General features: G+C 52.1%; 17 protein-coding genes. All 17 read left to right on the top strand.

Translation table 11 applies throughout. From position 1 onward, the window contains the following. The first annotated feature begins 139 nt into the window (after positions 1–139). Complete coding sequence (alr, locus tag Psfp_RS18515; protein ID WP_192895528.1) at positions 140–1,267, top strand: alanine racemase; 1,128 nt, start codon at positions 140–142, stop codon at positions 1,265–1,267. Between the two features lie 185 nt (positions 1,268–1,452). Further along, a complete protein-coding gene (locus Psfp_RS18510) occupies positions 1,453–1,791 on the top strand; it encodes a P-II family nitrogen regulator (RefSeq protein WP_134220003.1) in 339 nt (112 codons plus the stop codon). A gap of 128 nt (positions 1,792–1,919) precedes the next feature. After that, on the top strand, positions 1,920–3,233 hold the full coding sequence (locus Psfp_RS18505) for an ammonium transporter (protein WP_134220002.1): 1,314 nt from the start codon (positions 1,920–1,922) through the stop codon (positions 3,231–3,233). Between the two features lie 236 nt (positions 3,234–3,469). Next, positions 3,470–5,410 carry a molybdopterin-dependent oxidoreductase gene (locus Psfp_RS18500; protein ID WP_134220001.1) on the top strand — a complete coding sequence of 647 codons (1,941 nt, stop codon included), beginning with the start codon at positions 3,470–3,472 and terminating at the stop codon, positions 5,408–5,410. 523 nt (positions 5,411–5,933) lie between these two features. Then, positions 5,934–7,343 (top strand): ammonium transporter, encoded by a 1,410-nt coding sequence (locus Psfp_RS18495; RefSeq protein ID WP_134220000.1) that lies wholly within the window; start codon positions 5,934–5,936, stop codon positions 7,341–7,343. A gap of 81 nt (positions 7,344–7,424) precedes the next feature. After that, positions 7,425–7,763 (top strand): P-II family nitrogen regulator, encoded by a 339-nt coding sequence (locus Psfp_RS18490; RefSeq protein ID WP_134219999.1) that lies wholly within the window; start codon positions 7,425–7,427, stop codon positions 7,761–7,763. A 360-nt stretch (positions 7,764–8,123) separates the two neighbouring features. Continuing rightward, the gene (locus Psfp_RS18485) at positions 8,124–8,441 is read left to right on the top strand and encodes a P-II family nitrogen regulator (protein ID WP_134219998.1); all 318 of its coding nucleotides are present in this window, start codon (positions 8,124–8,126) and stop codon (positions 8,439–8,441) included. Positions 8,442–8,455: 14 nt separating this feature from the next. Further along, positions 8,456–8,842, top strand: a complete 387-nt coding sequence (locus Psfp_RS18480) for a P-II family nitrogen regulator (RefSeq protein WP_134219997.1) — start codon at positions 8,456–8,458, stop codon at positions 8,840–8,842. A gap of 38 nt (positions 8,843–8,880) precedes the next feature. Beyond that, a complete protein-coding gene (gene nifH, locus Psfp_RS18475; protein WP_134219996.1) occupies positions 8,881–9,735 on the top strand; it encodes a nitrogenase iron protein in 855 nt (284 codons plus the stop codon). Between the two features lie 80 nt (positions 9,736–9,815). Then, on the top strand, positions 9,816–11,225 hold the full coding sequence (gene nifD / locus Psfp_RS18470; RefSeq protein WP_192895529.1) for a nitrogenase molybdenum-iron protein alpha chain: 1,410 nt from the start codon (positions 9,816–9,818) through the stop codon (positions 11,223–11,225). Next, positions 11,225–12,655 carry a nitrogenase molybdenum-iron protein subunit beta gene (gene nifK / locus Psfp_RS18465; protein WP_134219994.1) on the top strand — a complete coding sequence of 477 codons (1,431 nt, stop codon included), beginning with the start codon at positions 11,225–11,227 and terminating at the stop codon, positions 12,653–12,655. Before nifD ends, nifK begins: the two co-directional genes overlap by 1 nt. 258 nt (positions 12,656–12,913) lie before the next feature. Then, a complete protein-coding gene (gene nifE / locus Psfp_RS18460) occupies positions 12,914–14,275 on the top strand; it encodes a nitrogenase iron-molybdenum cofactor biosynthesis protein NifE (protein ID WP_134219993.1) in 1,362 nt (453 codons plus the stop codon). Continuing rightward, on the top strand, positions 14,272–15,558 hold the full coding sequence (gene nifN, locus Psfp_RS18455; RefSeq protein ID WP_134219992.1) for a nitrogenase iron-molybdenum cofactor biosynthesis protein NifN: 1,287 nt from the start codon (positions 14,272–14,274) through the stop codon (positions 15,556–15,558). The genes nifE and nifN overlap by 4 nt, the downstream gene beginning before the upstream one ends. Positions 15,559–15,582: 24 nt before the next feature. Then, positions 15,583–15,990: a nitrogen fixation protein NifX gene (nifX, locus tag Psfp_RS18450; RefSeq protein ID WP_134219991.1), complete on the top strand. Its 408-nt coding sequence runs from the start codon at positions 15,583–15,585 to the stop codon at positions 15,988–15,990. Beyond that, positions 15,969–16,232, top strand: a complete 264-nt coding sequence (gene fdxB / locus Psfp_RS18445; RefSeq protein ID WP_134219990.1) for a ferredoxin III, nif-specific — start codon at positions 15,969–15,971, stop codon at positions 16,230–16,232. Before nifX ends, fdxB begins: the two co-directional genes overlap by 22 nt. 213 nt (positions 16,233–16,445) lie before the next feature. Next, the gene (gene nifB, locus Psfp_RS18440) at positions 16,446–17,735 is read left to right on the top strand and encodes a nitrogenase cofactor biosynthesis protein NifB (RefSeq protein WP_134219989.1); all 1,290 of its coding nucleotides are present in this window, start codon (positions 16,446–16,448) and stop codon (positions 17,733–17,735) included. A 392-nt stretch (positions 17,736–18,127) separates the two neighbouring features. After that, positions 18,128–18,898: a radical SAM protein gene (locus Psfp_RS18435; RefSeq protein ID WP_134219988.1), complete on the top strand. Its 771-nt coding sequence runs from the start codon at positions 18,128–18,130 to the stop codon at positions 18,896–18,898. Positions 18,899–19,094 lie beyond the last annotated feature (196 nt).

Genomic DNA, 19,094 nt, shown 5'->3' with positions numbered 1-19,094 from the left:
TATCAAGTCAAGATCGAAGCTGCTTAAGGTTTTTGTAGGGTAACTTTGCTTCAAATAGCTTTACTGTTTAACCCCTTTTAAGAGGCCTAGTTAATTATTGCCTTTTGGGAACTTGTAATTTTCATAGTAGAGAAGGTGGATGAATTTGCAGCCGTTTCCGGTGTGGGCAGAAATTGATTTACAGGCGGTTGCCGGGAACATGCGGGAAATTCGCAGGGTTACCGCTGCCACAGCCCGGGTCATGGCTGTGGTCAAAGCCAATGCTTATGGGCACGGGGCCGTGGAGGTCAGCCGGGTAGCCCTGGCTAACGGCGCGGACTGGTTGGGTGTAGCCCGCGTGGCGGAAGGTACGGCTCTGCGCGAGGCGGGCATAGAAGCGCCTGTTTTAGTGCTGGGATACATAACGCCTGAGCAGTGTGATGAGGTGGTACGGCGCCGGCTGACGCAAGCTGTTTACACCCGGGAAATGGGGCTTGCTCTGGCGGAAGCTGCCGTCCGGGCAGGGACCAAAGCGAGGGTCCATTTCAAGGTTGATACAGGGATGGGGCGGATTGGCTGGACAGAGCCATCCCGCGTGATACAGGAAACCCTGGAACTGGCCCGCAACCCCAACCTGGAAATAGAAGGGATTTTTACCCACTTTGCCGCAGCCGATGCTGCGGACAAACAATACACACAGCGGCAATTTCAAAAATTCATGGAAATCATTGAAAAGCTGCGCCAAAACGGGCTGGAGTTTCCCTTGCGGCACGCGGCCAACAGCGCGGCGATAATGGAGTTGCCGGAAACCCACCTTGACCTGGTCAGGGCCGGCATAATAGTCTACGGCCTGTATCCGTCAGATGAAGTCGACCGCGGCAGGGTTGCGCTCAGCCCGGTAATGAGCCTAAAGGCCCGGGTGGCCTATGTAAAAGACGTCCCGGCCGGCTTCAAGGTTAGCTACGGGTGCACTTACGCTACAGAGCGTGACACAAATATCGCCACGCTCCCTTTGGGCTACGCCGATGGTTATTCAAGGCTGCTCTCATCAAGGGGGGAAGTCCTGTTAAAAGGCCGGCGGGCGCCGGTCGTGGGCAGGGTGTGTATGGACCAGCTGATGGTGGACGCCGGCGATATCCCCAGTGTAAAAATAGGGGACGAAGCAGTGCTAATCGGGCGGCAGAACGGTGAGAAAATTTCTGCTGATGATATTGCCGCCAGGATCGGCACCATTAATTACGAAGTGACGTGCATGGTCAACCAACGTGTTCCGAGGGTATATGTTTAAATAAACAAAATTTTAACAATACCCCTTGCTGGTCTTTTTTATCAAATATATAATTAATTTGGCTGCAATGATACGAAGCTGTATCGCGGCCGATGGCGGCCGGTTTCGCAAGGTTTTGCGGGATGGATATATGTCGTATTATTTTGGGCAAAATTGACGAACAACAAGGGAGTTGTACACAAAGGGTGAAAAAAATTGAAGCGGTAATCCGCCCTGAAAAGCTGGAAGAGGTTAAGGAGGCTCTGGGCAGGTTCGGTATTCATGGCATGACGGTGAGTCAGGTAGTGGGCTGTGGCCTGCAAAAAGGGCGTGTGGGGGTTTACCGGGGGCATGAGTATAACATTAATCTGCTGCCCAAGTTGAAGCTTGAGATAGTGCTGAAAGACCAGTGGGTTAAGGATGTAGTGGATATCATCAGCCAAAAAGCCCGCACTGAAGCGATTGGTGACGGCAAGATATTCATTTTCCCGGTGGAAGAGGTTGTTCGGATCAGAACCGGGGAATCAGGCGAAGACGCCCTGTAAATCTACTGATGGGTACTTAACAGCATAATAACAGGAATGTTCCTGTCGGGCAAAGGCGCTCTTAAAACCGGGTTTTTTAACCCAGGGTTTTAAGTGCGCTTTTAATTTTATTAACAGGAGGAATTATTGTGGAACCGACTATAAAGGAGCTGGCGTCAGGTATTGATACCATCTGGGTGCTTTTGTGCGCAGCCCTGGTATTTTTTATGGAAGGCGGCTTTGCCTTTTTAGAGGCCGGTTTTATTCGAGCAAAAAACTCCATGAATATTGTCATGAAAGTTTTTACCGACAGTACTTTAGGCATGCTGAGCTATTGGGCCTTTGGCTTCGGCATTATGTACGGTCTGGACAAGGCGGGACTTTTCGGTACCAGCGGGTTTTTTATGGAAGGAAACCTGGAGCACATCCAACTGAGAGTGCCCATCTACGCTTACTGGCTTTTCCAGGCGGCTTTCGCCATGGCCATGGCTTCCATCGTTTCGGGAGCGGTTGCCGAGCGGATGAAATTCAGCCCCTACATAATCTACACCGTTCTGGCCGCCGGGTTGATTTACCCCCTGGCGGGACACTGGGTTTGGGCCGCCGGCGGTTGGCTCTATAACCTGGGCATGCTGGACTTCGCCGGTTCTGCCGTGGTCCACGCGGTGGGGGGGTGGAGCGCCCTGGCTGCGGTTATGGTGTTGGGTCCGCGGACGGGCAAGTATAACGAAGACGGGTCGATGAATGTGCTGCCCGCCCATAACCTGCACCTGGCCTTTCTGGGAACGTTCATCCTGTGGTTCGGCTGGTTTGGCTTTAACCCCGGCAGTTCTCTTTCAGGTCTCGACATGAATATCGCCAGGATTGCCGTTACCACGAACCTGGCTGCGGCTGCCGGCGGGACGGCGGGAACCCTCTTTACCAAGTTCAGGTACGGCAAGGCTGATCCCAGCATGGCCATGAACGGCGCGCTGGCGGGCCTGGCAGCCATAACCGCCGGGTGCGCCTTTGTCAGCCCGTTAAGCGCGGTAATTATTGGCGCGGTGGCAGGGGTGCTGGTGGTGCTGGCGGTAGCGTTTTTTGACCGGATTAAAGCTGATGACCCGGTCGGCGCCATTGCCGTCCACGGTGTTAACGGTACCTGGGGGGTCCTGGCCGTGGGGCTTTTCGCCCAGAATGGCGGCTTGTTGTACGGCGGCGGCTTTAAACTCCTGGGGGTGCAGGCTCTGGGTGTTGTGTCGGTATCGGTTCTGGCTTTTGCTTTAACCTACCTTATTCTCAGCGCTCTGAAGAAGACAGTTGGGATCAGGGTCTCGGTGGAGGAAGAGTTCGAAGGTATGGATGTTATTGAACACGGTATGCCGGCCTATACCGGGTTGGTAACCTCACCCCTTTACGATGTGGATGAAGCCCCTCTTCACGCCGCCGCTGAAGATAGAAAACCTGCACTGCGCCTGTCGTGACTTGGCTTACGAATGGGCCTGCAGTACCGGTAAACAAAGACGGATGAATTCTCGCCGGGGAAAATACTGACTTGCACTTTGCAGTAACGGCCAGGGATGTGGTTTTACAGATAAAGAATGTGAAGCGTCAAAGATGTAGAAGGCCGGTGATGATTTTAAATCGCCGGTCTTTTTGGAATATTGATATGGACGATCTGCCAGTAAGGATGTCTTGCCTTGATAGGAGATTATGAACGATGAAGCGAGAAGTAATTACTACTTGCACGAGGGACTGTACCAATACCTGTGGCCTGATCGCTACGGTGGAACACGGCAAAGTCGTAAGCTTAAGAGGAAACCCGAAACATCCTGTCAATCAGGGTAGAGTGTGCCATAAGTGCGCCGGGTTTGTGAAACGGGTTTACAGTCCTGAACGCGTACTCACACCGCTGCGCAGAAAAGGCAGCGCCTGGGCGCGGATTTCCTGGACAGACGCGCTGGATGAAATCGCCGGGCGGATGGATAAGATTAAGGAGCGTTTCGGCTCCGAAGCTATTCTGTACTATCAGGGCTTTGGGGAGCGTACGGCGCTAAAACTATTAAACAACAGATTTTTTAATTTATTCGGCGGGGTTACCACTATTCACGGCACTCTTTGCGGCGGTACCGGCCAGGCCTCTCAAGACCTTGATTTCGGGCGCCGCGTTTCACATGATCCATTCGATCATCTTAACAGTAAGTCATTGATCCTTTGGGGAAGGAACCCTGTTATTACCAATATAAATCTGCTGCCTATTATTAAACAAATACGTAAACAAGGCAGTCCGGTCATATTAATCGATCCGGTGGCATCGGAAAGTAGAAGTATCTGTGATTACCATATACAGCCTGCCCCCGGGAAAGATGCCTATTTGGCGATGGCGGCAGCCAAGATCATTTTAACTCGCGGCGCAGAGGACATTGACTTCCTGATGCGCCATAGCGAGGGATTTGATGCCTTCAAGAAAGTGTTGGATTCCTTCACAGTGGAAGAACTGGCTGTCCATTGTGATGTTCCTGTCGGGCGAATAGAGTTGCTGGCGGAAGTCCTTATGAATAAAAAGCCAACCGCTATTCTTTTGGGGTGGGGGCTGCACCGGTGGGAACACGCTCATTATACCATTCGCAGTATTGATGCTTTGAGCGCCATTGCCGGTAATATTGGCGTGGCTGGCGGTGGCGTGAGTCAGGGTTTTGAGGAATACGGGCCCTATGACCTGAATTTAATGGGGCACGAACTCAATCCGCCGCGCAGAAAGTTTTTGATGCCGCTCATCGGGGAAGAGATCTTAAAGGCCCAGGATCCGCCTGTAGAGATGATTTTTGTCACAGCCGGTAATCCGGTAAGCATGGCTCCTAATTCTGCAAAGGTGGCGAAAGCGTTTGCGAAAACCCCGTTTGTGGTAGTAGCGGGGCACTTCCTGGATGACACGGCCGGCTATGCGGATATATTTTTACCCATTACTACGTTCCTGGAAGAGAAAGACATTGCAGCCGGTTTTGGGCATAACTATGTTGGGCCGGTAAACCGTGCTATAGAACCTTTAGGTGAGAGTAAGTCTGATTTCGAAATGTTTCATGCGTTGGCTGAAAGGTTCTCCTTCGCCGGTGAATTCAAACACAGTCTGGAGGAGTGGTTGTCCATGCTGGCAGCTCCTTTGCTTGCCAAGGGAGTGTCTTTTGAGGAGCTTTCTAAGGGGCCGGTAAGGGTTCCGGACGCTCCTATGGTTCCTTACGCCGGCCGGATTTTCCCGACTCCTTCGGGCAAGTTTTCTTTTTTAGCGGAGTTTGAGCCACCAACCACGAGCGATGACGCAGAATTCCCATTTTATTTAATGTCGGTTATGGCACGCGATTGGATTGGCTCCGAGTTGACGCTGTCTGAACAGAGTGAATTGCTTGTGGTTCGCATGAATTCACAAGAAGGACTGAAACTGGGTTTTAGTGATGGAGATACAGTTCGTATTGTAAGTAGGGCCGGGGAGATGAAGGCCAGGCTAAAACTGGACGACGCGCAAAGAAGGGATATTGTCGTATGCCCCAGGGGGGGGTGGATTAAAGCAGGCAGGGGGGTTAATGTGTTAACACGCGATCTGGTAAGTAAAGTGGGAAATGGAACACCTTATTTTGAAACCAAGGTCAACATCAAGCGTGTTTAAACGTATGGTGGTGAAATGAAGCAATTAGAAATTCTCCACCATGGTATCTTCACCCCTTAAGAAACCGCCGGCGCCAGGTTCGCCGCGAAAGAGTATGAGGGGTGTGGGTTTAGGGACAAGGTACAAGGTATGGATATAGCCAGGTTGCAAGTTAATATTTAAAATAAATCAGAAGTTCTCATAAAAAGACGTTGACAGTGATTGGATTGCCTTATATAATATCTCTATAATTAAAAACACTGATACAAAGTTGTATCTAAATTGGCGATGACGCTTTTTAAGAAGGAAATTCTTGAAAAGCGCTTTTGTTTTTAGACGAAGATGTATATTTTTGAGCAGTGACGCTCTCAAGACAGGAATAAGACTGTCGCGAGGGCGTTTTTCTGTTATACGGGGCCTCAAGATAAAAATCCTCTTTGGCAAAGCCAGGCGCCGGCTTTAAATGAGAGGTATTTAGCAAGGATCCCGGGGCGGTTTAACTCATCTTAAGTCTAACTTATCTCAGATTAAGGAGGTAGTTAAAATGAAAAGTCGTTTTTTGCGGACGTTTGCCTTGTTTTCAACTTTTATGATGACCATTCCGGCCTTGGCTTGGGCGGATGATGCAGCCCAGGCAGCAGCAACTATAGATACAGGTGACACATCATGGGTCCTGATCTCTGCAGCGCTGGTTATGCTCATGACACTGCCCGGCCTGGCCCTGTTCTACGGCGGCCTGTCCCGGAAAAAGAACGTTCTCAGCACTATTATGTACAGTTTTTTCGCGATGGTTATCATTAGTCTGCAGTGGCCGTTATGGGGCTACAGCCTGTCCTTCGGGCCTGATATAAACCACATTATCGGCAGTCTGGACTGGTTCGGCCTGAGCAATGTCGGCATTGATCCCAATCCCGACTACGGGGCTACGATACCTCATCAAGCCTTCATGATCTTTCAAATGATGTTTGCGATAATAACCCCGGCGCTGATTTCCGGCGCCTTCGCAGAAAGGATGCGTTTCCCTGCATTTATAGCGTTCCTGCTGCTCTGGGCTACCTTTGTCTATGACCCTGTCGCCCACTGGGTCTGGGGTGTTGACGGATGGCTGCGCAACCTGGGCGCTCTCGACTTTGCCGGAGGCACCGTTGTGCATATCCTCTCGGGTGTGTCGGGTCTGGTAGCCTGCCTGGTCCTGGGCAAGCGCAAGGGCCTGGGCAGTGAACCGATGATCCCGCACAACCTGCCCTTTGTGGTACTAGGAGCGGCGCTCCTTTGGTTCGGCTGGTTCGGTTTCAACGCTGGCAGCGCATTAGGCGCCAACGGACTTGCCGTCAGTGCCTTTGTTGTAACTCACCTGGCCACCGCGGCAGCGGCGTTCTCCTGGGTAGCGGCAGAATGGCTGCACCATGGCAAACCGACCACACTGGGCGCTGCTTCCGGCGCGGTAGCCGGACTGGTGGCCATCACTCCCGCCGCCGGCTTTGTAGGGCCAATGCCTGCCATATTGATTGGTCTGATTTCCGGTGTGGTATGCTACCTCATGGTCAGTGTGGTAAAAGCGAAGCTTCGTTATGATGATGCGCTGGACGCCTTTGGTATCCACGGTATCGGCGGCACCTGGGGGGCCATTGCCACCGGCCTCTTTGCCAGCACGGCGGTTAACCCGGCCGGCGGCGACGGACTTTTCTTCGGGAATCCCGAACAGTTGGTCAACCAGCTCATTGCTGTAGCAGTAACCTGGGGCGTGGCTATCGTCGGCACTTACGTCATTCTTAAGGTCATCAATCTCTTCAGCAAGCTGCGCGCTACAGACGAAGAACAGGATACCGGCCTCGATTTCACCCAGCACGGTGAGGATGCCTATACCGACCTGGTCTCGGGTTCTACTTTAGCCGCATTTGCCGCAGTCCCGGCAGCCAAAGCAACTGCCGGTGCGGTTAAGCCGGCCTTGTAAAAGGATGATAATGTGTCTCAAGCTTAAAGCATAAACGGGCTATATAAGGAAAGGATAAATATTTGCGAGGAGATGATCCGTTTGACCAAGATTGAATGCATACTTCGACCGGGCAAACTGGAAAACGTTAAAGATGCTCTTAATGAATATGGTATACATGGTATGACGGTAACCCAGGTAATCGGTTGCGGTCTGCAGAAGGGACGAACCGAGGTTTACCGCGGCGCCGAGTACAGTATCAACCTGCTCCCCAAAATCAAGTTGGAGATGGTTATACCGGATAAGAATGTCAGTGAGGTAATTAAAATAATTACTGATACTGCAAGGACGGGAGAAATCGGGGACGGTAAAATATTTACCTACAAGGTTGATAACGCCATTCGTATTAGAACCGGTGAAACCGGTGATGAGGCGATCTAGTTATTATTCCCGGCAGACGGGGCTGTGGCGCCCTTGATATCTTCTTAAGTTCAGCCAAGGGTGGCCATTGCAAGTAAAACAGTGTAGTTTAAGTAAGTTTGCGTAGCGGCGACAGAAAACGAAAATTGGGCAAGGACGCCTGTAATTCCCCAGAGATGGGTCGGGCGTCCTTTTCTATTGCCAAAAATAGGATAAATCAAGGAGGGTTGGTGCTTACGACAAGATCAGTAAGTCTTCACCACATAAAACAAGGTGGCTGCGTAATGCCGGATCTCCAAAGCGTCAGCTGGTAGGGCCGCTTACGGGGGTGGAGCGGGAACGATTTGGTGTTTACACGAGTAAAAAGAGGAGGAAATACCCATGAAGATGATTCGAGCTATAGTTAGACCTGAAAAAAGTGAAACTGTCGCTGAGAAATTGGCTGAATCCGGAATTGTTTCCATGACCAAGATGCACGTGTTTGGCCGGGGTAAGACCAAGGGTTTGCAAGTCGGTGATATTCGTTATGACGAGTTTCCCAAGGTTATGTTGCTCACAGTTGTTCCGGATGAAGATCTTGAAAAAGCAATGGACATTATTATCGAAGCCGGCAAGACGGGTAACATTGGTGACGGAAAAGTCTTTGTCTCAGCCGTGGAGGCAGCTTATACGGTACGAACCGGCGAAGCTGAGCTGTAAAGGAGCGAGGTCAGATGAAAGAAATTATCGCATTTATCAGGCGCCATCAGGTCCCTGCTTCCAAAAAGGCTCTGGAAGATGCCGGCTTCAACGCTCTTACCATTCAGAGTGTTGAAGGACGCGGCAAGCAAAAAGGCGTGGGCGGCTGGGCTGCGGAAGTGGATCCCCATCTCAACCCGCTCTTAAAGCTTGAAACTTCGGTGCCGGAAGCCGTAATGAAGTGGATTCCCAAACGTATGTTGACCCTGGTTGTTCAGGATAACGAAGTTGCCAAGGCTGTGGATGTCTTAATCAAGGCCAATCAAACAGGACACATCGGTGACGGGAAAATCTTTATATGCCCGTTGGAAGAGGTGGTCAGGGTAAGGACCGGTGAAAACGGTCCCCGGGCTGTATCTTAGAAAATAAGTATCATCTCAAAAGAGAGAGGAGCGATCTTATGAGGCAAATTGCTATTTACGGGAAAGGCGGCATCGGCAAGTCCACCACCACCCAAAATACGGTGGCAGCTTTAGCCGAAATGGGTAAAAAGATCATGATTGTCGGCTGTGATCCTAAAGCCGACGCTACGAGACTTATCCTGAATATCAAAGCGCAGACCACCGTTATGGATTTGGCAAGGGAAAGAGGCACGGTGGAAGATCTGGAATTGAGTGATGTTTTGTATCAGGGCTATGGCGGCGTTCGTTGCGCCGAATCAGGCGGCCCTGAGCCGGGCGTCGGCTGCGCCGGGCGCGGCGTAATCACAGCCATCAACTTTCTGGAAGAAAACGGCGCCTATACCCCGGATTTGGATTACGTCTTTTATGACGTCCTGGGTGACGTGGTTTGCGGCGGTTTCGCCATGCCCATCCGGGAGAATAAAGCCCAGGAAATTTACATTGTTTGTTCCGGCGAGATGATGGCGATGTACGCTGCCAACAACATTGCCAAAGGGATTTTGAAATACGCCACCTCCGGCAGTGTGCGCATGGGCGGTTTGATTTGCAACAGCCGGAAAACTGACAAAGAATATGAGTTAATTGATGAACTGGCCAAGCGCCTGGGTACCCAGATGATTCATTTTATTCCCCGTGACAACGAAGTTCAGCGGGCGGAACTGCGCCGGATGACCGTCATCCAGTATAACGAAAAACACCCGCAGGCGGACGAATACCGTGCTCTGGCTAAGAAAATCGACGAAAATAAAAAAATGGTTGTTCCGACCCCGTTGACCATGGATGAACTCGAAGAACTCCTCATGGAGTATGGCATCCTGGAAGACGAAGCGACCGCGGCAGCCAAGCTGGTGTAATGTCCATTAGTATCAATAAACCGAAATAATAAATCAACGAATCGGAGGTGACCGCGGTGGGAGAAAAACCTAACGCTTCAATGGTCGAAGAAGTCTTGTCTGTTTATCCGGAAAAGGCCAGAAAGCTAAGAGCCAAACACATTGTTGTCAAGGAAGAGGGCTCTACCTGCGCTATCAAGTCAAACATAAAATGCGTTCCAGGATTGATGACAGCCCGCGGTTGCGCCTATGCCGGCGCCAAAGGCGTTGTCTGGGGACCCTTGCGAGACATGATCCATCTTTCCCACGGTCCGGTCGGTTGCGGCTATTACTCCTGGGGAGGCCGGCGCAACCTGACCAAAGGCATAGTAGGCGTCGAGAGTTTTACATTGATGCAGTTCACCTCGGACTTTTCGGAAAGCGACATTGTTTACGGCGGCGATAAGAAGCTGGAAAAGGTCCTGCGGGAAGCCAAAGAATTGTTCCCCAGCGTCCAAGGAGTTTCCATTTGTTCGGAGTGTCCGGTGGGTTTGATCGGGGATGACATTGAGAGCGTAGCCAAGAAAATGACCAAAGAATTGGATATCCCCATTGTGCCGGTTCGCTGTGAAGGCTTCCGCGGTATCAGCCAGTCTTTAGGCCACCATATCGCCAACGACGCGGTCCGGGATCACCTGCTGGGGAAAAAGGAACGTGATGATGTAGGTCCCTATGACATATCTCTGATAGGTGACTACAACATCGGTGGTGACGCCTGGGCTTCCAAAAAAATTCTCGAAGAGATGGGTTTAAGAGTCCGCAACGTCTGGACGGGCGACGGCACCGTGGAGGGGCTGATGGCGGCCCACCAGGTCAAATTGAACCTGATCCACTGCTATCGAAGTATGAACTATATCTGCCGGCACATGGAAGAGACCTACGGCATTCCCTGGCTGGAGTTCAACTTCTTCGGGCCGACCAAGATTAAGGAGTCCATCCGTAAAATCGCCGCCCGGTTTGATGAAACCATCCAGCGTAAAGGTGAGGAGGTCATTGCCAAGTACGAGCCGCTGATGCGGAAAGTGATCGATGAGTACCGTCCCCGCCTGGAGGGCAAAAGGGTGATGCTCTATGTCGGAGGCTTGCGTCCCCGCCACACTGTAAGCGCCTATGAGGACCTGGGTATGGAAGTGATCGGCACGGGTTACGAATTTGCCCATAAGGATGACTATGAGCGGACCTTCCCGGAGGTGAAGGACGGGACCATTATATATGATGATGCGACTGAACATGAGCTGGATGAATTCGTTAACCGGCTGCGGCCGGACCTTGTCGGTTCGGGGATCAAGGAAAAGTATGTTTTTGAAAAAATGGGTGTTCCTTTCCGCCAGATGCACTCCTGGGACTACTCGGGCCCGTACCATGGCTATGAAGGCTTCCCCATCTTCGCACGAGATATGGATATGGCTATCAACAGTCCGACCAGGACACTTTTGAGGGCGCCCTGGAAAAAAGAGAAGGAGGCGCGCTGATGAACAAGGCAAGTGCATGCAACCATCCTGTACTGGCGTGGATGGCGACAGAAGAATACAAAGAAAAGAACTTTGCACGGCAAGCTTTGGTCATCAACCCGGCCAGGACCTGTCAGCCCTTTGGAGCGATGCTGTGCGCTTTGGGAATTGATGGATGTCTGCCCTTTCTCCACGGTTCACAGGGGTGCGCCGCCTATTTCCGGTCCTGCTTGACCCGGCATGTGCGTGAGCCTGTCCCGATGGTTTCCGACTCAATGACGGAGGATGCCGCGGTCTTCGGCGGTCAGGTCAACCTGATTGAAGGCTTGAAAAACGCCTATGCCACTTACAAACCGTCGATCATAGCCATGTTTTCCAGCTGCATGGCGGAAGTTATCGGGGACGACATGAAGTCATTCATTGGCAACGCGAGGAATCAAGAAGCTATACCGGCCGACTTTCCCATCGCTTTTGCCAATACCCCGAGTTTCACGGGTTCTCACATCAACGGTTTTGACAACATGCTGAAGGGCTTGCTGCAGTCCCTGTCCGACCCTCGTCAAGGCAAATGGACCAACGGCCGGTTATATGTGGTGCCGGGGTTTGACCTTTATCCGGCCAACCTGCGGGAATATCGTCGCCTGGTCACCGCCATGGGCATCTACATGACCATGCTGCCCGACCCCACTGAAGCCATGGATTCACCTAATACCGGAGAGTACAAAATGTACCAGCCCGGCACGTCCCTGGCCGAACTGGCAGACGCCCTGAACGCTTCCGGATTCATATTTATGCAGAAGTATTCCACCTCCGGCACCCGGAAGTTTGTCAAAAACGTGCAGAAGATCACCAGCGAAGCGGTAACCATGCCCATCGGCGTCCGCAACACTGACGCCTTCCTCATGACTCTGCACGAGATGACCGGTAAACCTATCCCGGCCGAACTGGAAGCAGAGAGAGGCCGGGCGGTGGACGCGGCTATCGACGCCCACCAGTATATCCACGGCAAGCGCTTCGCCATGTACGGCGATCCGGATTTGCTGCTTGGTCTCGTCGGATTCCTGCTGGATATGGGCGGTGTCCCGGCGCATATCGTTTGCAGCAACGGCAACGAGCCCTTCCGCAAAGAGATGGAAGCGCTGCTGGCATCCAGCCCCTTTGGCGCTCACGGCAAGGTGTACAACGGTAAAGACCTCTGGCATTTGCGATCCCTCTTGCTCACTGAGCCGGTGGATATGCTGATCGGTGACACGCATGGCAAGCAGATTGCCAAAGACGCCGGGCTCCCCCTGGCCCGCATCGGCTATTACCTGCCGGATCGCGTGCATATGCACCGTCAGCCCATCGTCGGCTATCAAGGCGCGATCAACCTGATCTCCATGATTGCCAACATCTTTATCGACGAATATGACCGCAATTGTCCCGAGGAGCACTTTGAATTCCTCAGATGATAAATCATTATCAGACATCAGCGGTATAACTGCTTTTGGAAGTAAAGCATTATTGAAATATAGTGAAATAGGACGAAACAAAAAGGTGTACGGCACAAGTTTTTCTATTGGTCAAAAAACCCATAAGGAATGCAGATAAAAATACGCCCTACGCCCTACGACTTATGACTAAATTGCCTATGGTCTACGACCACATTGCTACACGAACCAAGTCTAAGTAAATAACAACTACCAAACAGCCAGAAAGGAGGTCACCCGATGTTTGTCACTCTCTCCAAACTGGAACTGAAGGACAACTGCCCCCTGGAAGACAAAGGTGCTCCGAAACTGTGTATGAAAGCGTTGCCGGGGGAAGGCGCGGAACGCAGCTGCGCCTTTGACGGAGCAAGGGTGGTCCTCATGCCGGTTACCGACGCGGCTCATCTCGTGCACGGACCCATTGCCTGCGCGGGAAATTCCTGGGACAACCGGGGCGCGAAATCTTCCGGGCCGGAGCTTTTCCGCAGGGGGTTGACCACTGATCTGGTGGAGATGGACATTGTGTACGGCGGGGAAAAAAAGCTGACCCAGGCCATCATAGAAGTTGCCAATAAGCACAAGCCCAAAGCTGTCTTTGTTTACGCCACCTGTGTTTCGGCTTTGATCGGAGACGACCTGGAAGCCGCTTGCCAAAAAGCGCAGCCCCATGTATCCGTTCCGGTGATCCCGGTCAACGCCCCCGGATTCATGGGCGACAAGAACATCGGCAACCGGATCTCCGGCGAGGTGTTGTTCCGTCACGTTATCGGTACCGCCGAGCCGGAAAAGACCTACCAACCGGCGATCAATTTCATTGGTGAGTACAACATCGCCGGTGATCTCTGGGGTATACAACCGTCCCTGGATGCTCTGGGGATTCATTTGCAGGCTTGCATCAGCGGGGACGCGCGTTTTGATGACTTGCGCACCGCCCACCGGGCTCAACTGAATATCCTGGTTTGTTCCAAAAGCCTGACCAACTTGGCCAAGCAAATGGAACGAAAGTGGGGTATCCCCTATATCGAAGGATCTTTTTACGGTATTCATGATACGAGTCATACCTTGAGGGCGATTGCCCGCGCTTTTGACGACCCCGATTTGATGAAACGCGCCGAAGCGCATATATGCGAACAGGAGGCCAAGACCCGGCAAATCATCGAACCATACCAAAAACGCCTGGCGGGCAAAAGAGCCGTTTTATTTACCGGCGGGGTTAAGACCTGGTCCATGGTGACGACCTTAAAAGAACTTGGCATTGAGGTTCTGGCCGGGGGAACACAGAATTCAACACCTGAAGATTTCCTGCGCATGAAAGCGCTCATGGACCCCTCTGCCGAGATCATTGAAGATACCAGCGCCGCGGGCTTTCTCACCCTGATTGAAGAGAAGCGGCCTGATCTGATCGTGGCCGGGGGCAAGATCAAATACACGGCGCATAAAACCCGTACTCCTTTTCTGGATATCAACCACGGCCGCAGCCTGCCCTACGCGGGATATCAGGGCATGGTCACCTTTGCTCAAGCCGTTTCCCGCACCGTATTCAGTCCGGTCTGGGAACTGATGCGGCAGCCTTTCCCTCCGGTGGGAGGTGAGCAGGCATGAAAAACAGCGTGAGCCTGGCCGAGCGCCATTACACGGGGAATCCCCAGAAAAACAGCCCCGCCCTGGGAGCCACCATGGCTTATATGGGCGTGGACGGGCTCCTGGCGCTCCTGCATGGATCGCAAGGCTGCTCCACTTTTATTCGTCTCCAACTGTCCCGCCATTTCAAAGAGCCGATCCCACTGAACTCCACGGCCCTCTTGGAGGAAACGGCTATCTTTGGGGGATGGGAGCATCTCAAAAAAGGTATCGCCAAAGCGGCCGACAAGTTTAAGCCGCGCATCATCGGGGTCATGAGTTCCGGGTTGACGGAAACCTTCGGCGACGACATGAACAGTGCTTGGGCGAGCCTGTTGCAGGAACGTCCCGACCTTGCAGCAACTCCGGTGGCGCTGGCCCAGACCCCGGATTATATCGGTTCTTTGCAAGAAGGCTACCTTCGGGCGGTATTGGCCTTGTTGGAGACCCTGGCTTCAGAACCCGCGCCTCGCGAAGCCAAAACGGTAGCCCTGTTTCCCGGGGCTCATTTTAGCCCGGCAGATGTGGAAGAACTCAAGGAAATCCTGAACCTTTTTGGTTTTGAGCCGTTGTCTCTGCCGGACATTTCCACATCCCTGGATGGCCATGACGAGCTGGAACCTGCTCCAGTTGTGCAGGGAGGGATTTCTCTTTCGGATATTCGCCGGCTGCCGGGATGTAAGGCCGCCTTTTCCTTCGGTCCCAGTATGGCGGGAGTTGGCGCGGCGTTGGAAAAACGCCATGGAGTAGCGCATCATCAAGTGGACTCCCTTACCGGCCTGGAAGCTGTGGATTCTTTTATCCTTAAGCTTGCCGAGCTTTCTGAAAAACCGATCCCTGAGAAGCTGTTGAGACAGCGCAGCCGGTTGTTGGATACGATGGCCGATTACCACGATCAACTAGGTACGAAAAGGGTCGTGTTGGCCCTGGAAGCCGATTTGCTGGTCGCCCTGACCGGCAGCCTTACGGAAGTGGGAGCTATTGTCCAGGGGGCGCTAGCTGCCTCACCCCTCGGGCTGCAGGCGATGCCCCCCGGCATCCCGGTTGCCGTGGGCGATCTGGAACACCTGGAGGACATAGCCGCCGGCAGCCACCTGGTTATTGGCAATTCCAACGCCCGTCAGGTGGCCGGCCCCAAAAAGATTCCCCACTTGAGAGCAGGGCTGCCTGTTTTTGACAGGGTGGGTATACCACAAAAAGTGTGGGTGGGCTATCGCGGGACCCAACAATTTCTGATCGATGTTTTAAATACTATGGCCAAGTAACGGCCGGCTATGGAGGTGCTGTTCATGCGTGTCGCTTTTGCTACCATGGGCGGTCAAGACAGGGTCGACGCCCACTTTGGTCTGGCTCCCGCCTTTGCCGTCTATGATGTTACCCCTGATATCATCCGGTTTACCGGTATGATCCACCTCCCGGAGCAGTTCTCCGAAGATGATAAGGTCGAAATCCGCGCGGAGACGCTGCGGGAATGCGCGGTGGTTTACTGCACGCAAATCGGGGGGCCGGCCGCGGCCCGGCTGGTCCAGCAGAAAATTCATCCGCTCAAGGTGAACGCAAGTACCCTTATCGAAGACGAGCTGCAGCGTTTGCAAACGCTGCTGAAAGGCAATCCGCCTCCATGGTTGCGCAAACGTTTAGCTGAAGAAATGAAGATCAAGGAGGAAACATTGTCATGCAAGTGTACAAGGGATTAAACTACGGCGGGTCGGAATGGACTCCCAAATTCGTGGCAAGTATCGACCCTGAAAAATGTATCGGTTGCGGTCGCTGTGTCAAGGTATGCTCTCAGGGCGTTCTGGGTTTTGGATACCTTGATGACGGGGAAGAAGACCGGATGCGCGCATCCATTGCCAACAAGGATAAATGCATTGGTTGCAGGGCCTGCGGCATGACCTGCGTCAAAAAAGCCTATAGCTTCGAACCCAAAGCGGTTTAGCGTTTCCCTGGAACGGGCGGTTGCATTCAATATTCATTTTTATGATTCATCTTTGATCACAGGTTGAAAAGCCATCCTGCGAAGGTAAGGAGACACGCCTTCACACTATTTGGAAAGTTATCATAATTACTACCGCGCGCGCCATGCTGCAGCACTTTTACTGCGAGGCCTGAAAGCGACAATCTGGCTGAAGGAAGTTTGAGGTGAGCATAAATGAACGGCAAAGACAACACTGTTAAGAACATCCATCCCCTGTCCTCGGACATCCAGGAAAAAACAAGCCGGCATCCCTGTTTCACATGCGGAGCCAGCCATAAATATGCCAGAATGCACTTGCCAGTTGCGCCGGCGTGCAATATCAGCTGTAATTACTGCAACCGTTTATTTGACTGCCTGCATGAAAGCAGGCCCGGCGTCACCAGTGAAATCCTGACACCGGAAGCGGCACTGGCCAAGTACATGGGAGTCAAAAAGCATATGGAGAACCTCAGCGTAGCCGGTATTGCCGGACCGGGTGATGCGCTGGCCAACTGGGAGAGCACCAGAAGGACGATTGAGTTAATCAAGGAGTATGACCCCGAGGTGATTTTCTGCCTGTCAACCAACGGGTTGATGCTGCCGGAATATGCTTCAGAGATCGTTAAACTAGGTGTGCGGCATGTCACCGTCACGGTTAACTGCCTGAATCCGGCTATTGGGGAAAAAATTTATCACCATGTGCACTATCAGGGGAAAAGGTACCAGGGTGCTTATGGCGCGTCCATTTTAATTCAAAATCAGATAGCAGGAATAAAGGAATTGACTTCTCAAGGGGTATTGGTCAAGGTCAACATCGTAATGATCCAGGGGATCAACGACAGTCACGTGCCCGTTATCGTCAAAAATGTAAAAGATCTAGGGGCCTCGCTCACCAACATTATGCCGCTAATCCCGGCCGGGGGGAGTACTTTTGAAAACTACTCCCAGACCAGTATGAGGGATATTAAGATCATGAGGGCCATTTGTGAGGTTGTGCTGCCACAGATGAGCCATTGCCAGCAGTGCCGGGCCGACGCCATCGGCTTGTTGGGGGATGACCGGTCTTTGGAGTTTCGCGATCCGGAAGTCGCCAAAGAGACCAACCCAGAGGTCCCGGAAAAAGCGGACCGGGAACAATACCGCATTGCCGTGGCTACCGGTGACGGCCGGTTGGTGGACCGGCACTTCGGTCACACCTCGGAGTTTGCCATCTACAGGGGAGACGGTGAGGTATTTCAACTGGTTGAAAAGCGTAAGGTGCTCCGTTACTGCAATGGTAAGGAAGATTGCGATGAAGAAGACCGGCGGAATACCGTGAACGCTTTGCAGGACTGCAATGTTGTGCTATCTCTGCGGATTGGCTATCAGGCCAGGGAAAAGCTGCTGAAAAAAGGCATATTAAGTTTTGAGCTGTATGACACCGTCGAAAACGGGCTTAAACACGCGGCTAAAAAATTAGGGAAGCTGAGTAAAAAGAGCGGTTGAGGTAATCATTCAAACCCGCACATCTTGCAGCATGAGCTACTATTTATCAACCTGGATAAAATATGGCCGTACCCGGTCCGGATGGGAAGGGATACTCCCTGACCATAAGGCGCCCGGTCCCGGGTGCGGCCATTATTATCATATAACGATCCTGTTTATATTTTCAACCTAAGCCTTAACAGAATACATCGTAAGTTAGACACCAGTGTCGCTAAAGGCGGTACCAGCAGCGAATGAAAATTTGGCGATGTGGGTGCGATTTCAATCGCACACGGCGCGTCAGCGCCGAACTTGTTGTAGCTAATGTAACATTTGTGCGAATGAATTCGCACCTCTGTGAGCTGAACAGCTGTACAGTTATTTTCATAGCAGGATAGGAGTTGTGGTTAGCAATGTCTCTTGAGGAAAAGTGGATATTAAGCCAGCACCCCTGTTTCAATTCCGCTGTTGAACGCTGGTTTGACCGGTATCCACTGGCGGTGGCTGCCGGTTGCAATATCAGGTGCCATTACTGCTCCAGGGTATACGACTGTATGAACGACAATCTTCCCGGCCGCGTCAGCAAAACATTGTCACCCCGGGAAGCCTTTAAGAAGCTGCATAACGCTCAGCGGCAGAGCGAGCGTATCCGGGTAGTCTGCTTTAATGGGCCTGGCGAGCCTCTCGCTAACAAGGAAACGCTGGATACTTTGGAACGTGTGCATAACCACTTTCCGCAGCTGATCAAGTGCGTCAGCACCAACGGCCTGCTTTTGGAAGATTATGCTGAAAAGCTTTATGCTGCTGGTGTGAGGGCCGTCACTGTGACGGTTAACGCCGTCGACCCCGCCCTGGGCCGGAAAATATACGGCTGGGTTTTTTACAATAATCAGCCCTATCAGGGAATCTCCGCTGCAGAACTTCTTCTAAACAAGCAGTTGGCCGGCATTCGAGAAGCAAGGAAAAGAGGCATACTGATTAAGGTCAACACGGTCTTAATACCCGGGCTAAACGAGGAGCATTTAAAACAGGTGGCTGTTGTGGTTAAACAGGCCGGCGCTTATACAATGAAAGTAATTCCTTTTATTCCCCAGGCGGAGTTGGCCCAGTTGCCTGCCACCAGCGGAAAGATGTTGCACCAGGTGAAGCGGGAATTGTCGACTATTATTCGCCAGACGATATAAGTGGCTATAGGGGCGAATAAGGGTAAAGGCGCAAGGATGCGTTTACCCTTAACCATCGTAATAGAGCAAAAGCCCAGCGGTAAAATGTCAAGCCCACTTTAAAAAAGAATTGGAAAAAATATTTCATTATGCGAGACAAAAGAATATAACAAACTAAGCCCAGAAAATTACAATATCTGGGTCTGAGAGGGTGGTC

It is taken from the genome of Pelotomaculum sp. FP (assembly GCF_004369245.1).
Taxonomy (GTDB): Bacteria; Bacillota; Desulfotomaculia; order Desulfotomaculales; family Pelotomaculaceae; genus Pelotomaculum_C; species Pelotomaculum_C schinkii.
The sequence above is the reverse complement of the archived record's forward strand: the minus strand, read 5'-3'. Positions and strand labels throughout refer to the sequence as shown.

Excerpts from the sequence above, each read along its gene's own strand:
- alr (WP_192895528.1), top strand. The coding sequence starts at position 140 with ATGAATTTGCAGCCGTTTCCGGTGTGGGCAGAAATTGATTTACAGGCG.
- Psfp_RS18500 (WP_134220001.1), top strand. The coding sequence starts at position 3,470 with ATGAAGCGAGAAGTAATTACTACTTGCACGAGGGACTGTACCAATACC.
- Psfp_RS18495 (WP_134220000.1), top strand. The coding sequence starts at position 5,934 with ATGAAAAGTCGTTTTTTGCGGACGTTTGCCTTGTTTTCAACTTTTATG.
- Psfp_RS18485 (WP_134219998.1), top strand. The coding sequence starts at position 8,124 with ATGAAGATGATTCGAGCTATAGTTAGACCTGAAAAAAGTGAAACTGTC.
- Psfp_RS18480 (WP_134219997.1), top strand. The coding sequence starts at position 8,456 with ATGAAAGAAATTATCGCATTTATCAGGCGCCATCAGGTCCCTGCTTCC.
- nifH (WP_134219996.1), top strand. The coding sequence starts at position 8,881 with ATGAGGCAAATTGCTATTTACGGGAAAGGCGGCATCGGCAAGTCCACC.
- nifD (WP_192895529.1), top strand. The coding sequence starts at position 9,816 with ATGGTCGAAGAAGTCTTGTCTGTTTATCCGGAAAAGGCCAGAAAGCTA.
- nifK (WP_134219994.1), top strand. The coding sequence starts at position 11,225 with ATGAACAAGGCAAGTGCATGCAACCATCCTGTACTGGCGTGGATGGCG.
- nifE (WP_134219993.1), top strand. The coding sequence starts at position 12,914 with ATGTTTGTCACTCTCTCCAAACTGGAACTGAAGGACAACTGCCCCCTG.
- nifN (WP_134219992.1), top strand. The coding sequence starts at position 14,272 with ATGAAAAACAGCGTGAGCCTGGCCGAGCGCCATTACACGGGGAATCCC.
- nifX (WP_134219991.1), top strand. The coding sequence starts at position 15,583 with ATGCGTGTCGCTTTTGCTACCATGGGCGGTCAAGACAGGGTCGACGCC.
- fdxB (WP_134219990.1), top strand. The coding sequence starts at position 15,969 with ATGCAAGTGTACAAGGGATTAAACTACGGCGGGTCGGAATGGACTCCC.
- nifB (WP_134219989.1), top strand. The coding sequence starts at position 16,446 with ATGAACGGCAAAGACAACACTGTTAAGAACATCCATCCCCTGTCCTCG.
- Psfp_RS18435 (WP_134219988.1), top strand. The coding sequence starts at position 18,128 with ATGTCTCTTGAGGAAAAGTGGATATTAAGCCAGCACCCCTGTTTCAAT.